We start from the raw sequence: 15,018 nt of genomic DNA on the forward strand, positions 1-15,018 counted from the left end.
TGCGTAATATTCGAATTTAGACAGCGCAGCTGGTGCATTCTTCGATGGACAATTTTTTTGTCCGGGTGTAGTACAGCGATTTGAGCCCTTTCTGGGCGGCGTAAATATAGAAACGGGACAATTCCCGGGTCGATACGGTGCTGTTGACGTGCAGCACGGTGGAAATGCCTTGGTCCACATGCTGCTGGATTTCCGCGATCATGTCGATCAGGCGGAACTGGTCGATATTGTAGGCCGATTTATAATACCACTGCGTTTCCGCGCTGAGGAACGGCATCGGGTAATATGTCGTCGAGTTCGCGTAGGTACGCGTTTCGATATGCTCGACGATTGGCATGACGCTGGACGTCGCGTTCTGGATGTACGAGATGCTCTGCGTCGGCGCGATCGCCAGACGGTAGGCATGGTACAGTCCGTGCTTCTGTACAAGCGCCTTGAGCTGCGCCCAGTCCTCAGGGGACGGGATCTCGATGCCTTCAAACAGCTGCTTCACGCGTTCCGATTGCGGCCGGAAGTCCTTTTCGAGGTAGCGGTCAAAATAGGTACCCTTCGCGTACTCGGACTTGTCGAAGTCCCGGAACGTTTCGCCGCGATCGCGCGCGATTTCCATGCTTTGCTCCAGCGAGTAGTAGTTCATCATCATGAAAAAGGTGCTCGCAAACTCGCGCGCTTCCGCGCTCTCGTATGCGATTTTGTTTTTGGCCAGGTAACCGTTCAGGTTCATGGCTCCAAGGCCGACGGAGTGCAGCTCCTTGTTGGCGAGACTCACGCCCGGCGCGTTCTCCACGCGGGAGTGATCGCTGACGACCGTAAGGGCCTCGATGCCGACACGGACCGATTCCTTGATTTTCCCCTGCTCCATCACGTTCACGATGTTCAGCGAGGCCAGGTTGCAGCTGATGTCCCGGCGGATCACATCGTCGACACCGTAGTCGTTAATTTCCGAAGTCTCCTGCAGCTGGAAAATTTCTGTGCACAGGTTGGACATTTTGATCTGGCCGACATCCTTCAGCGCATGCACCTTGTTGGCGTTCGATTTGTTCACGATGTACGGATAACCGGACTCGAGCTGAATCGAAGCGATTTTCGTCAGCATGTCACGGGCGCTCATGACGGTTTTCTTCGTCACCTGGTCATTGGTGAGCAGCTCGTCGTACATTTCGTCCATGTCGAGGTCGTCCAGATGCTTGCCGTAGGCTTTGTATACCGAGTAGGGGCCAAAGACCACAAGCGGCTTGTTCTGGGCGGCGAGCTCGTAAAATTTGTTCGGGACAATCAGCCCGATCGACAGCGTCTTGATGCGCAGCTTCTCATCGGCGTTGATTTTCTTCGAATCGAGGAACTCGATGACATCCCAGCCGAAAATGTTATAGTATCCGGCACCCGAGCCTTTACGCTGGCCCATTTGGTCGGCATAGGAGAACGCGTCCTCCATCAGCTTCAGCACCGGCATGATGCCTTTGGCCGCTCCGGCCACGCCTTTGATCGGTTCGCCGCGCCCACGCAGCTTGGACAAATTGACGGCGACGCCGCCGCCGATTTTGGACAGCTGCATGCAGGTGCCGAGCACGTAGTTGATCGAATTGAGCGAATCGTCCATTTCCAGCAGGAAGCAGGAGACCAGCTCGCCGCGGCGGCTTTTGCCGGCATTGAGGAAGGTCGGGGTCGCTGGCTGCAGCCGCTGCTCGATCATCGCTTCGGCGATACGGAGCGCTTTACCGATATTCCCTTCGCCCAGGTACAGCGCCACGATGGCGACGCGGTCCGGGTACTGCTCCAGGTACTGCTTCTTGTCGTTGGTTCTCATCGCATAGTCCTTGTAGAACTTCGAGATCGCCATGTAGGACTGGAACTGGAAGTCGCTGCTCGCCGTCAGGTTGAACACGGACTCGACTTCGTCGTAGGTGTAATGCTCAAACACGTTTTCATAGTAGTCGTTGCTAATAAGGTAATCCAGCTTCTCGCGCAGGGAGCCGAATTTCATTGTATCGCGCTCCACTTCCTCCATAAAGGCGGCAACCGCCTCCCGGTCTTTTTCCAATTGAAAGTAACCGTCCGATCCGCGCTGCATAATTTCGTTGTTGAGTTCAATATGCTTCAATGCTCCGCACCCTCTCTTTGAAAATCTCCGTATCCCGCATCGTTCCCGAAAGCTCAAACTTGGTGATGACCGGCACATGGTACATCTCCGATATCGTATCCGCGCTCTTGGCGAAACGAGGCCCCCAGTTCCGGTTGCCGCTGGCCGACACGCCGCGAAGCATGCGGTTGTTCTTCGACAGGAAGTTGGACACTTTCTCGGGCACCTGCCCAAAACCTGTTGTATACGTTACGAGCACGTAAGGCTCATTCACCTGCTCCTGCTCTTCGATCGGAATGGCTCTCATGTTCAGCTTGTTGATAAAGCGTCTGACATTGCCGGTCTTGGAATCATAGACGATTAGCATGATCCTTCACTCCTGAATAATGTTCTCTGCCGTGGTAATGGGCGCAAAAAAAACGTCTATTGACGTCATTGTAGATAACCACACCACATATCGTGGTCGTTATTCTTGTGATCACAGAATGGTTCATGAAATCCCTTCATCCTAGAACTACACCGATAGACTGGGATAGAGGGAAATTATGTTATATATACTATGCCGCTGACAATCAATATGTAGATGGTTTAAAGCGGGTATTAAGAATAATACATCAATATATTGATGTGGTCAAGCCTGTGAGAATCATGTTCATGGGCGGCTTGCAGCCTGCTTGACGCCTTGAAAAATCAAAAAAACAGGGAGCCCCCCCGGCGATCCGTAAGCGGATCGATTCGGGGAGATTCCCTGTTTTTCTTCGGTTCCAAAGCCGCAAATATTTACACGCCTTGGATTGGAGTGCTTTCCAGAACTTTATCGATCAGTCCGTATTCCTGCGCTTCAGCTGCGCTCATGAAGTAGTCACGGTCGGTGTCTTTCTCGATGCGCTCCAGCGGCTGTCCGGTACGTTCGGACAGAATGCGGTTCAAGGTGTCGCGCATTTTCAGAATGCGGCGGGCGCGGATTTCGATATCCGTAGCCTGGCCTTGCGCACCCCCGAGCGGCTGGTGGATCATGATCTCACTGTTCGGCAGGCCGAAGCGTTTGCCCTTGGCGCCGGCGTTCAGCAGGAACGCGCCCATGGAAGCGGCCAAGCCTACGCAGATTGTAGATACGTCCGGTTTGATGAACTGCATTGTATCGAAAATCGCCATACCGGCCGTAATGGATCCGCCGGGGCTGTTAATGTACAAATGGATGTCTTTCTCCGGATCTTCGGCTGCGAGGAACAGCAGCTGGGCGATGATAGAATTGGCGACCACGTCATTGACTTCGGTGCCCAGGAAAATGATGCGGTCTTTCAGCAAACGGGAATAGATGTCGTAAGCCCGTTCACCGCGGTTGCTTTGTTCGACGACCATAGGAATATAACTCACGTGGAAAACCTCCCTTAATTGGCTCAAAATAGGTCATTCTATACATACTGTTACCGTATTAACCACATGATAAACAATTTCAAACAAAAAGTCAAAGAAAGTCAAACTCAAGGTAAAAAAAATAGCCATCTGATTGGCTGTGGTACGTTTGGTTAAAAACATAACGTAGAACGGTTGCCGTTCTGCGTTCTCTTCTATATGAAGAAAAATGGCGCGCCCGCGAGGAATTGAACCTCGATCTCAGGCTTCGGAGGCCTACGTCATATCCATTGGACCACGGGCGCAAAATTCAATAGCAAGAGTTATTATATGATAGCTTGCCTCAAAATGCAAGGGTTAAGTTATTAAATTTTTTGAATCAGGAAAATGCTGTATAGGAGGAAAGGCTGATGTGAATTATAGTCAGTGGACTACTTGCAACCAGCGCCATTATTGAGTAGAATAGTGGTGGGACTTAAAACGTTGACCCGGGACATTTTAGGGCCAGGGGAGAGAGGGAAGCGAAGTTGCAGGAGTGGAAAGAAATGCGGGATATATTAGAGATACAAAAGCAGCTTCTGCCTGATCTCGTGGACGTTCTCAAGACCAGATATACCATTCTTCATCAGATCATGCTGTCGGAGCTGATCGGCCGGAGAACGCTCGCTGCATCCCTGCATATGACCGAGCGGGTGCTGCGGGCCGAGACGGATCTTCTCAAGTCCCAGGGCCTGATTGAGATCGAGAGCTCTGGGATGAGGGTCAGTGAGGCGGGAAGCAAGCTGCTTGAACAGATGGAGCCGATGGTGAAAGTGCTGTTCGGCCTCAATGATCTTGGCGAGAAGATCCGCCAGACGTACGGCTTGCGCAAAGTCGTGGTCGTGCCCGGGGATTGCGAATCGTCGCCGCTCACGAAGCGTGACTTGGGACGCGCGGGTGCCAAAGCGCTGCTTGGCGTCATGAACCAAGGGGACACCGTAGCGGTGACTGGAGGCTCAACGCTCGCCGAAGTGGCGGAGCAGTTGACGCCGCAGGCGGCCGTACCGATGAAGAACAGCTGGTTCGTGCCAGCTAGGGGCGGACTTGGCGAAAGCGTGGAGTTTCAGGCGAACACGATCGCATCCACCATGGCCAAGCGCGTCGGCGCGCAGTACCGGCTGCTGCATGTGCCGGACCTCCTGAGCGATGAAGCGTATCAGTCGCTGGTGCAGGACCGCAACATCCAGGAGATCGTCCAGGCGATCAGGCACTGCCGCATCATCATGCACGGCATCGGGGACGCGATGGAGATGACCCGCCGCAGAAGGCTGGATCCCGCCGCCGTGGAGGAGATCCGGTCGGAAGGAGCCGTAGCCGAATCCTTTGGCTACTATTTCAATGAACAAGGCGTTGTCGTTCATAAAATGATGACTTTGGGGCTGCGGCTGGAGGACATTATGCGGACCGAGACCGTCATCGGCATTGCGGGCGGCCGAAGCAAGGCCAAAGCGATCCATGCGGTGCTCAAATTCGGCCACGAGGACATTCTGGTGGTTGACGAAGCGGCCGCTATCGAAATCTGCCGGGAAATTGGCAGCGAGTAAACAACATTCCTTTTGATGTCATGACAGGTATTTACCTGTTTTGAATAAATAAAATACGAACTTTTGGGAGGACTATTCAATGAGTGTAAAAGTAGGCATTAACGGTTTTGGACGTATCGGACGACTCGCTTTCCGCCGTATTCAAAATGTGGAAGGCATCGAAGTTGTAGCCATCAACGACCTTACTGACGCTAAGATGTTGGCCCATCTGCTCAAATATGATACAACGCAAGGCACTTTCAACGGAGACATCGAAGTTCACGACGGCTTCTTCAAAGTGAACGGCAAAGAAGTTAAGGTTCTGGCGAACCGTAACCCTGAAGAACTTCCTTGGGGCGATCTTGGCGTAGACATCGTTCTCGAGTGCACAGGCTTCTTCACAACGAAAGAAGCTGCTGAGAAACACCTGAAAGGCGGCGCTAAGAAAGTTGTGATCTCCGCTCCGGCTACAGGCGACATGAAGACGATCGTATACAACGTTAACCACGAAACACTGGACGGAACTGAGACAGTAATCTCCGGCGCATCTTGCACAACGAACTGCCTGGCTCCTATGGCCAAAACGCTGAACGACAAGTTCGGTATCGTTCAAGGCTTGATGACAACGATCCACGCTTACACTGGCGACCAAAACACCCTGGACGCTCCGCATCCAAAAGGTGACTTCCGTCGTGCGCGTGCAGCTGCAGAAAACATTATTCCTAACTCCACTGGCGCTGCAAAAGCGATTGGTCTGGTTCTTCCAGAACTGCAAGGCAAACTGGACGGTGCCGCTCAACGCGTACCTGTACCAACAGGTTCCCTGACTGAGCTCGTTACAGTTCTGAACACCAAAGTAACGGCTGACGAAGTAAACGCAGCAATGAAAGAAGCTTCCGATCCAGAAACTTACGGCTACACTGAAGACGAAATCGTATCTTCCGACATCAAAGGCATCACGTTCGGTTCGCTCTTCGACGCTACTCAAACGAAAGTGTTGACTGTTGGCGACCAACAGCTGGTTAAAACCGTTGCTTGGTACGACAACGAAATGTCTTACACTTCCCAATTGGTTCGCACATTGGCATACTTCGCTAAGATCGCTAAGTAATAACAGCCATCCCATAGCGAAAACATCCCGAGCGGAAACAGGCATCCTATGTTTCCGCTCTTTAAAATATAGAATGTATAAATTTTCAGCAGAGCTGAGCCATTCTATGATTGCAAGCTAAATGTCCTAACATGCTGAACCACGGGGCTGAGGAGACTGTCCCGTTAAAAATATGGGTGCGGAGGGAAACAATACGATGAACAAGAAGTCTGTACGTGATGTAGAAGTAAACGGCAAGCGCGTATTCGTGCGCGTTGATTTTAACGTGCCATTGGAAGACGGCAAAATTACTGACGATACACGGATCCGTGAAACGCTGCCAACGATCAACTACTTGATCGAGCATGGCGCGAAAGTGATTCTAGCCAGCCACATGGGACGCCCGAAAGGCGAAGTGGTAGAATCCATGCGTCTGACACCTGCGGCAGAGCGCCTGTCCGAGCTGCTCGGCAAACCGGTTGCCAAGGCTGACGAAGCGGTTGGCGACGCGGTCAAAGCACAAGTGGAGAAGCTGAACAACGGCGACGTGCTGCTGCTTGAGAATGTCCGCTTTTACCCTGGCGAAGAGAAAAACGATCCGGAACTTGCGAAGCAGTTCGCTGAGCTGGCTGACCTGTTCGTAAACGACGCGTTCGGCGCCGCTCACCGTGCGCATGCTTCGACCGAAGGTATCGCCCATTACCTGCCGGCTGTATCCGGCCTGCTGATGGAGAAGGAGCTTTCCGTACTTGGTAAAGCACTGTCCAATCCGGAGCGTCCTTTCACAGCGATCATCGGCGGTTCCAAGGTTAAGGATAAAATCGACGTGATCGACAACCTGCTGAACATCGCGGATAACGTGCTGATCGGCGGCGGCCTGTCCTATACGTTCATGAAGGCACAGGGCTATGAAATCGGTCTGTCTTTGTGCGATAATGAAAAGCTGGATGTCGCGCTCGGATTTATCCAAAAAGCGAAGGATCTAGGCAAAAACTTCCTGCTTCCGGTCGACATCGTCATCGCGGACGATTTCAGCGCCAATGCGAACGTCGACATCGTTGAAGTCGGCAACATCCCTGAGAAATGGGAAGGCGTGGACATCGGACCGAAAACCCGTGCCAAATATGCGGAGATCATCAAGAACTCCAAGCTCGTGGTATGGAACGGACCGATGGGCGTATTCGAAATCGATCCTTTCTCCAACGGTACACGCGAAGTGGCAGAAGCCTGCGCCCAAACCGAAGGCTACACCATCATCGGCGGCGGCGACTCGGCGGCAGCGGCAGAGAAATTCCATCTGGCTGACAAAATGGATCACATCTCCACTGGCGGCGGCGCATCCCTCGAGTTCATGGAAGGCAAGGCTCTTCCTGGCGTCGTGGCACTGAACGACAAGTAAGCAAGAAGCGCCGAAAGAGCGCGGAACGTACGGACCCGTAAGGACAAAAAAGGAGTGAAAAGTGTGAGAACACCTATCATCGCCGGCAACTGGAAAATGTTCAAAACCGTTCCGGAAGCCAAAACGTTTATCGAAGAAGTCAAAGGCAAAGCTGAAGTTGAAGGCGTGGAGAGCGTCATCTGCGCTCCGTTCACGAACCTTCCCGCTTTGGTGGAAGCTGTGAAAGGCACATCGATCAAAATCGGTGCCCAAAACCTGCATTTTGAAGATAACGGTGCGTTCACCGGGGAAATCAGCGGCGTGATGCTGAAAGACCTTGGCGTAGACTACGTCATCATCGGCCACTCCGAGCGCCGGCAATATTTTGCCGAAACCGACGAGACCGTGAACAAAAAGGTCCAAGCGGCATTCCGTCATGACCTGACTCCAATCGTGTGCGTCGGCGAGAAGCTGGAAGAGCGCGAAGCCGGCCAAACGAAGGACGTCTGCAAAGTGCAGACGGAAGCAGCGTTCCAAGGCTTGTCCGCAGAACAGGCGGCTCAAGTGGTTATCGCTTACGAGCCAATCTGGGCGATCGGAACCGGCAAGTCCTCGACTGCACAGGACGCTAACGAAGTGATCTCTTATATCCGCAGCCTGGTTGAAGGCCTGTATGGCAAAGAGGTAGCGGATCAAGTCCGTATTCAGTACGGCGGCAGCGTGAAGCCGGAGAACGTTAAAGAATACATGGGCCAAAGCGACATCGACGGCGCGCTCGTTGGCGGTGCCAGCCTGCAGCCGGCTTCGTTCATCCAGCTCGTTGAGGGGGCGAAGTAAGATGACCGCACCTAGACCCGTAGCACTGATCATCATGGACGGATTCGGGCTGCGCAGCACGGACGAAGGCAACGCGGTAGCGCAGGCCAAGAAACCGAACTACGACCGACTGATGGCGAAGTATCCGAACACGACACTGACCGCTTCCGGCGAAGCGGTAGGTCTGCCGGAAGGGCAAATGGGCAACTCCGAAGTCGGCCATTTGAACATCGGCGCAGGCCGCATCGTGTATCAGGATTTGACCCGGATTTCGAAATCGATCCGCGAAGGGGAGTTTTTCAACAACTCGACGCTGGTCGAAGCGGTGCAAGCTGCAAAGAATAACAACAAGAAGCTCCATCTATACGGCCTCTTGTCCGACGGCGGGGTACATAGCCATATCGAGCATATGTTTGCTATGCTGGACCTTGCGAAAAAAGAAGGGCTGGATGAGGTTTACATCCATGCTTTCCTGGACGGACGCGACGTGGCTCCGGATTCCGGCAAGAAGTTCATCCAGGATCTGCAAGCCAAGATCAAGGAAGTTGGCGTCGGCAAAATCGCTACGGTACAAGGCCGTTACTATGCGATGGACCGCGATAAGCGCTGGGAGCGCGTAGAGAAGTCCTACCGTGCGATTGTGTACGGGGATGGACCGAAATACACCGATCCGCTGGTTGCCGTAACGGAATCCTACAACAAGTCGGTATTCGACGAGTTTGTGGAGCCAACCGTCATCGTTGACGAGCAGGGCAACCCAGTATCGCTGGTGGAGAGCGGAGACTCCGTTATCTTCCTGAACTTCCGCCCGGACCGCGCGATCCAGCTGTCCCAAGTGTTCACGAACAAGGACTTCCGCGGATTCGACCGTGGGCCGAAGTTCCCGGAAAACCTCCATTTCGTCTGCCTGACGCTGTTCAGCGAAACGGTGGAAGGCTACGTAGCCTACGAGCCGAAGAACCTGGACAACACGCTGGGCGAAGTGCTGGTACAGAATAACAAGAAGCAGCTGCGTATTGCCGAAACGGAAAAATATCCGCACGTTACCTTCTTCTTCAGCGGCGGACGCGACGTCGAGCTGCCTGGAGAAACGCGCATTCTGATCAATTCGCCGAAGGTCGCCACTTATGACCTGAAGCCGGAAATGAGCGCTTATGAAGTGGCGGACGCCTGCGTGAAGGAAATTGAAGCCGAGAAGCATGATGCGATCATTCTGAACTTTGCCAACCCGGATATGGTCGGACACTCCGGTATGCTGGAACCGACGATCAAAGCGGTTGAAGTCACCGACGAGTGCATGGGCAAAGTAGTGGACGCCGTTATTGCCAAAGGCGGGGTAGCGATTATTATCGCCGACCACGGAAACGCCGACATGGTATTTGACGAAGCAGGACGCCCATTCACCGCTCATACGACGAACCCGGTGCCGTTTATTTTGACCGATGAGAACGTAACGCTGCGCGAAGGCGGCATTCTGGCCGACGTGGCGCCGACGATTCTCGATCTGATGCAGCTGCCGAAGCCTGCCGAAATGACCGGCGAATCGATGATCGCAACCCGCAAATAAGCGGAAAATTCGATTCCGGTGATCCGATGCGTTATAATGGCTGTAGTAGCTGACAAGCAATATAGAATGAACTCAAGAAGTTCGTGTTGCAGGGCTTGGATAAGACCGATACAACAGGGTTCTCCATTTTAAACTTGAGTTCAATCTATATCATGTGGTCTGAATAACCAATTACGAATGTGGAAAAGGAGATTAGCACAAAATGACTATTATTTCTGACGTGTACGCACGCGAAGTCCTCGACTCCCGCGGTAACCCTACGGTTGAAGTTGAAGTATATCTGGAATCCGGCGGCCATGGCCGCGCCATCGTACCATCCGGCGCATCCACAGGCGCTCACGAAGCTGTAGAGCTTCGCGACGGCGACAAAGACCGTTACCTCGGTAAAGGTGTTCTGAACGCGGTGAAGAACGTGAACGAAATCATCGCTCCTGAAGTCATCGGCATGGACGCGCTCGACCAGCTCGGCATCGACAAGCTGATGATCAAACTGGACGGAACACCTAACAAAGGCAAGCTGGGCGCTAACGCCATCCTGGCTGTATCCATGGCCGTAGCCCGCGCGGCTGCTGACGCTCTGGACCTTCCGCTGTACGTATACCTTGGCGGATTCAATGCTAAACAACTGCCTGTACCAATGATGAACATCGTCAACGGCGGCGCTCATGCCGACAACAACGTCGACGTACAAGAATTTATGGTACTGCCGGTTGGCGCTCCTACGTTCAAGGAAGCTCTCCGTACAGGTGCAGAAATCTTCCACAGCCTGAAATCCGTTCTGAAGGGCAAAGGCCTGAACACAGCAGTTGGCGACGAAGGCGGCTTTGCTCCGAACTTCACGTCCAACGAAGACGCATTGTCCTCCATTATGGAAGCTATTGAAAAAGCCGGCTACAAGCCAGGCGTTGACGTATTCCTCGGTATGGACGTCGCTTCCACTGAATTCTACAAAGATGGTAAGTACCATCTTGAAGGCGAAGGCAAATCCTACACATCCAGTGAATTCGTTGAGCTGCTCGCTTCCTGGGTCGACAAATACCCGATCATCACGATCGAAGACGGCTGCTCCGAAGACGACTGGGAAGGTTGGAAACTCCTTACCGCGAAACTCGGCGACAAGATCCAGCTCGTTGGCGATGACCTGTTCGTAACGAACACTGAGCGCCTTGAAAAAGGTATCGAAGAAGGCATCGGCAACTCCATCCTGATCAAAGTAAACCAAATCGGTACGCTGACAGAAACGTTTGATGCGATCGAAATGGCGAAACGCGCAGGATACACAGCGGTTGTCTCCCACCGTTCGGGTGAGTCCGAAGACAGCACGATCGCTGACATCGCCGTTGCAACGAATGCCGGCCAAATCAAAACCGGTGCTCCGTCCCGTACGGACCGTATTGCGAAGTACAACCAATTGCTCCGCATCGAGGACGAATTGGGCGAACTGGCGCAGTACAACGGCTTGAAGTCGTTCTACAACCTGAAAAAATAAGGCTGTACAGCCTTAAGCAAGAGCGTTCCGGGTAACTCCGGGGCGCTTTTTTTATTTAAAATTTCAGTGGCGCTGAACGATCCAATCATCGCAAGGAACACTTCCGCTAAACGTGATCTGTCTTTTTTTAAAGTTGCGTCTTATGGAGTTTTTCATTTCAAGATGGAACTGCCCAGCATAGTGATCAAAGAATCGGTGACTCCGATTTGAAAACAGTCGTGCGTCTGGGAGTGTGGCACCCTGAGCTTGTTATTGATGCCATAAACAGCGGTGCAATGCGGGTTTAGCTTGTGTTCGCAAATAGGCTATGATACAATAAGAATGCTGTTTGTGCACGCTGGGCTGCAGTCTAAGTCGGCCATAACGGAAAATGAAATTTTGACATTCATATAATTGAGATGTTAAGCCATTGGGAGGTGGAACAAATGGAAATCTTGTTGAAGGTGCTGCTCGTGATTTTCTCCATCGCGTTGATCGCGATTGTTCTTTTGCAAAAAGGGAAAAGCGCGGGTCTTTCCGGGGCCATCTCCGGTGGCGCGGAACATCTATTCGGTAAAACGAAAGCACGCGGCATGGATCTCGTGCTGCAGCGCGTGACGGTTGTCGTCGCGGCATGCTTTTTTATCCTGGCCATTGTGGTGGCCGTCGTCGTCAAGTAAAGAATAGCAGCACACCAAAACCTCCGCTCTTTTTCGATTGGAAGATGAGCGGAGGTTTTTTAGGTTGATTAAGGCTTACGGGCAGGGATGCAACCGATTAAATTCGTGTATACTAGGGTATGTGTATATTACTGGACAAATACAACAAACGAACGATTACATAGTCACTTGCGGAAGGCATTCCTGCAAGTCACCTGAGGTGATGAAACGATGATTACGGAACAGATGATACTTGATTTGATGCAGGATCCCGAATATAAACCGATGACGTATCAGGAACTGGAACAGCATTTCGCGATTGACGATGCGCTGGATTTCAAGGATTTTCTGAAAACGCTGAACGCGATGGAGGAGGCAGGGACCATCGTGCGGACCCAGTCGGAACGGTACGGCGTGCCGGAACGGCTGGATCTTCTGAAGGGCCGTCTGCAGGCCCATGCGAAAGGCTTTGCATTCCTGATCCCGGAGGACCGGGAGCATCCGGATGTATACATTGGAGCCAATGATATGAAGAGCGCCATGAACGGGGATACCGTTCTGGTGCGGGTTACGGCAAAGAGCCCGGCCGGCGGCAAGCTGGAGGGGGAAGTGGTGCGGATCGTCAACCGGGCCATTACCCAGATCGTCGGGGTCTTCCAGGGGCATGAAGCGTACGGCTTTGTGCTGCCTGACGATAAACGGATCAACCGGGATATTTTTATTCCGAAGGATGCCTTTAACGGGGCGGTCGACGGCGAGAAGGTCGTCGTCAAAATCGTCAATTATCCGGAGGGCCGATCCGCCGCGGAAGGCGAAGTGGTCGAGATTCTCGGGCATAAGGATGATCCGGGGGTCGATATCCTGTCCATTATCCGCAAGCATCAGCTGCCGGAAGCTTTTCCGGAAGAGGTCATGGCGGAAGCGGAGCAGGCCCCGGATTCAATCACCGAAGAAGAAATCGTCCAGCAGGGACGGCGTGACCTTCGCGGCAAAACGATCGTCACGATCGACGGAGAGGACGCGAAAGACCTCGATGACGCGGTGAACGTGGAACGCCTGCCCAACGGCAACTTCCTTCTGGGCGTTCATATCGCCGACGTCAGCTACTATGTCCGCGAGAACTCGGAGCTCGATAAAGAGGCGTACAACCGCGGATGCAGCGTTTATTTGGTGGACCGGGTCATCCCAATGCTGCCGCACCGCCTGTCCAACGGCATCTGCTCGCTGAATCCGCAGGTGGACCGCTTGACGATGTCCTGTGAAATGGAATTCGACGAGCATATGAAGCTCGTGAGACATGACATTTTTACGAGCGTGATCAAAACGAAGGAACGGATGACGTACAACAACGTCCGGAAGATCCTCAACGACGAGGATCCGGAAGTGACGGAGCGGTACAGCTATCTGGTCGACACCTTCAAGCTGATGAAGGAGCTGGCGCTGCGCCTGCGGGCGAGACGGATGAACCGCGGCGCGGTGGACTTCGACTTCGTCGAGTCCAAGGTGATCGTCGACGAGAACGGCAAGCCGGTCGACATCGTGAAACGCGAACGCTCGATCGCCGAGCAAATCATCGAGGAGTTCATGCTGGCGGCCAACGAAACGGTGGCCGAGCATTTCTACTGGATGAAGGTGCCGTTCCTGTACCGGATTCACGAAAATCCGGATCCGGAGAAGCTCCAGACGTTCATGGCGTTTGCGGCCAACTTCGGTCACCATGTGAAGGGCCGGGGCAACTCCGTGCATCCACGGGCGCTCCAGAGCCTGCTGGAAGACATCCAGGGCACGAAGGAGCAGAAGGTCATCAGCACGGTGATGCTGCGTTCGATGAAGCAGGCGAAATACGATGCGGAAATGTCCGGACACTTTGGACTGGCCGCCGAATATTATTCGCACTTTACGTCTCCGATTCGCCGTTATCCGGACCTGGTCATTCACCGGGTGATCCGGGAAGTGCTGGAGAACAAAGGTGTCCTGCCGGAGAACCGGCTGGAGTACCTGGCTTCCCGGATGGCAGACATCGCCCAGCAGTCCTCCGAGCGTGAGCGTGTGGCGGTGGATGCGGAGCGTGACACAGACCAGCTGAAGAAGGCCGAATACATGCTCGACAAGGTCGGCGAGGAATTCGAAGGCATCATCAGCAGCGTAACCAGCTTCGGCATGTTCATCGAGCTCGAGAACACGGTCGAAGGCCTCATCCGGCTGAGCGCGCTGACGGACGATTACTACCATTTCGATGAGGCCTCCATGGCCCTCATCGGGGAGCGCACGTCACGCGTGTTCCGGATCGGCGACGAAGTGAAGATCCGCGTCGAGCGCGTGAACATGGACGATCACACCATCGACTTCGAGATGGTGGACATGAAGCCGCGCAGCGAAGGCCGTCGCGGCGGAAGCTTTGGCGGCCGTGGTGGCGGCCGCGTGGGCAGAGGCGCCGCCATCCGTGAAGGCGGCGAGAATGGCCGCGGCGGGCGCGGTGCAGCCCGTGGCGGCGGCAAGGGCGCGCGGCCGGGCAAGAGCGCCCGCGAGGGCGGCGCCGGCGCAGCGCAGCAGGGCGCCGCGCGGGAAGGCGGCCGCAGCGGCGAAGCCAAGCGGCCAGCGAGCTTCGGCTTCGGATCCGGCAAGGGCGGCTACGGCGCCCCGGCGCCTGGCGGAAGCCAGAGCGGCAGCAGTAGCAAGCCGTCCAGCGGCCGCAAGAAGAAAACGTCGCGCAGCGGTATTTTTGTCGGGGACGGGGCGGCTGCCGCCCGCGAAGACAATGCCGGCAGCGGCGAGAGCGTCGTCCGCAAGCGCAAGAAGAAGGGTGCGGCCAAGAATGGCACAGCCGCCTTCGTGCGCAAGAAGAAAAAGTAGAAGGGTTCCTGGGTAGTATCTTTTACATCAGGCTTCGCCTGAAACGGGCGCCACACCGTGCGCCTTTTCGCCGAAATCTTGATTTTGCCCAGTCCAGTTGATACAATGGATTTCTGGTATACCGGCCGGGTTTGCGGCCTCTAGACGCTCTCGTTAGGGCGCTTGAGCTGCTTCCCCTTGTGCTGTATA

11 protein-coding genes and 1 tRNA gene are annotated in these 15,018 nt (G+C 54.0%); 8 read left to right on the top strand and 4 right to left on the bottom strand.

The features are described from left to right. Positions 1-16 precede the first annotated feature (16 nt). The 4 genes from nrdE to ABID47_RS18190 form a co-directional block, all read right to left on the bottom strand. Positions 17-2,101 carry a class 1b ribonucleoside-diphosphate reductase subunit alpha gene (gene nrdE / locus ABID47_RS18175; protein ID WP_354498857.1) on the bottom strand — a complete coding sequence of 695 codons (2,085 nt, stop codon included), beginning with the start codon at positions 2,099-2,101 and terminating at the stop codon, positions 17-19. Continuing rightward, positions 2,088-2,447: a class Ib ribonucleoside-diphosphate reductase assembly flavoprotein NrdI gene (gene nrdI, locus ABID47_RS18180; RefSeq protein ID WP_145027353.1), complete on the bottom strand. Its 360-nt coding sequence runs from the start codon at positions 2,445-2,447 to the stop codon at positions 2,088-2,090. The genes nrdE and nrdI overlap by 14 nt, the downstream gene beginning before the upstream one ends. Before the next feature lie 413 nt (positions 2,448-2,860). Next, the gene (clpP, locus tag ABID47_RS18185; RefSeq protein ID WP_076173158.1) at positions 2,861-3,457 is read right to left on the bottom strand and encodes an ATP-dependent Clp endopeptidase proteolytic subunit ClpP; all 597 of its coding nucleotides are present in this window, start codon (positions 3,455-3,457) and stop codon (positions 2,861-2,863) included. Between the two features lie 209 nt (positions 3,458-3,666). Next, a tRNA-Arg gene (locus ABID47_RS18190) sits at positions 3,667-3,741 on the bottom strand. A 240-nt stretch (positions 3,742-3,981) separates the two neighbouring features. Here ABID47_RS18190 and ABID47_RS18195 point away from each other — a divergent pair. The 8 genes from ABID47_RS18195 to rnr all read left to right on the top strand — a co-directional run bounded on the left by ABID47_RS18195 (position 3,982) and on the right by rnr (position 14,829). Further along, a complete protein-coding gene (locus tag ABID47_RS18195) occupies positions 3,982-5,019 on the top strand; it encodes a sugar-binding transcriptional regulator (protein ID WP_116233090.1) in 1,038 nt (345 codons plus the stop codon). Between the two features lie 79 nt (positions 5,020-5,098). After that, the gene (gene gap, locus ABID47_RS18200; protein ID WP_076173156.1) at positions 5,099-6,109 is read left to right on the top strand and encodes a type I glyceraldehyde-3-phosphate dehydrogenase; all 1,011 of its coding nucleotides are present in this window, start codon (positions 5,099-5,101) and stop codon (positions 6,107-6,109) included. A gap of 196 nt (positions 6,110-6,305) precedes the next feature. Beyond that, positions 6,306-7,487: a phosphoglycerate kinase gene (locus tag ABID47_RS18205; protein WP_076173225.1), complete on the top strand. Its 1,182-nt coding sequence runs from the start codon at positions 6,306-6,308 to the stop codon at positions 7,485-7,487. A 63-nt stretch (positions 7,488-7,550) separates the two neighbouring features. Further along, positions 7,551-8,303, top strand: a complete 753-nt coding sequence (gene tpiA, locus ABID47_RS18210) for a triose-phosphate isomerase (RefSeq protein ID WP_076173155.1) — start codon at positions 7,551-7,553, stop codon at positions 8,301-8,303. A gap of 1 nt (position 8,304) precedes the next feature. Further along, entirely contained in the window at positions 8,305-9,849 is a 1,545-nt protein-coding gene (gpmI, locus tag ABID47_RS18215; protein ID WP_354498864.1) for a 2,3-bisphosphoglycerate-independent phosphoglycerate mutase, read from the top strand. Positions 9,850-10,051: 202 nt separating this feature from the next. Continuing rightward, positions 10,052-11,338: a phosphopyruvate hydratase gene (gene eno / locus ABID47_RS18220; RefSeq protein WP_076173153.1), complete on the top strand. Its 1,287-nt coding sequence runs from the start codon at positions 10,052-10,054 to the stop codon at positions 11,336-11,338. A gap of 425 nt (positions 11,339-11,763) precedes the next feature. Beyond that, complete coding sequence (secG, locus tag ABID47_RS18225; protein WP_076173152.1) at positions 11,764-11,997, top strand: preprotein translocase subunit SecG; 234 nt, start codon at positions 11,764-11,766, stop codon at positions 11,995-11,997. A gap of 210 nt (positions 11,998-12,207) precedes the next feature. Continuing rightward, on the top strand, positions 12,208-14,829 hold the full coding sequence (rnr, locus tag ABID47_RS18230) for a ribonuclease R (protein WP_354498867.1): 2,622 nt from the start codon (positions 12,208-12,210) through the stop codon (positions 14,827-14,829). Positions 14,830-15,018: the final 189 nt, after the last annotated feature.

It is taken from the genome of Paenibacillus favisporus (genome assembly GCF_040545415.1).
Lineage (GTDB): Bacteria > Bacillota > Bacilli > Paenibacillales > Paenibacillaceae > Paenibacillus_AQ > Paenibacillus_AQ favisporus.

Excerpts from the sequence above, each read along its gene's own strand:
- nrdI (WP_145027353.1), bottom strand. The coding sequence starts at position 2,447 with ATGCTAATCGTCTATGATTCCAAGACCGGCAATGTCAGACGCTTTATC.
- ABID47_RS18195 (WP_116233090.1), top strand. The coding sequence starts at position 3,982 with ATGCGGGATATATTAGAGATACAAAAGCAGCTTCTGCCTGATCTCGTG.
- gap (WP_076173156.1), top strand. The coding sequence starts at position 5,099 with ATGAGTGTAAAAGTAGGCATTAACGGTTTTGGACGTATCGGACGACTC.
- ABID47_RS18205 (WP_076173225.1), top strand. The coding sequence starts at position 6,306 with ATGAACAAGAAGTCTGTACGTGATGTAGAAGTAAACGGCAAGCGCGTA.
- gpmI (WP_354498864.1), top strand. The coding sequence starts at position 8,305 with ATGACCGCACCTAGACCCGTAGCACTGATCATCATGGACGGATTCGGG.
- eno (WP_076173153.1), top strand. The coding sequence starts at position 10,052 with ATGACTATTATTTCTGACGTGTACGCACGCGAAGTCCTCGACTCCCGC.
- secG (WP_076173152.1), top strand. The coding sequence starts at position 11,764 with ATGGAAATCTTGTTGAAGGTGCTGCTCGTGATTTTCTCCATCGCGTTG.
- rnr (WP_354498867.1), top strand. The coding sequence starts at position 12,208 with ATGATTACGGAACAGATGATACTTGATTTGATGCAGGATCCCGAATAT.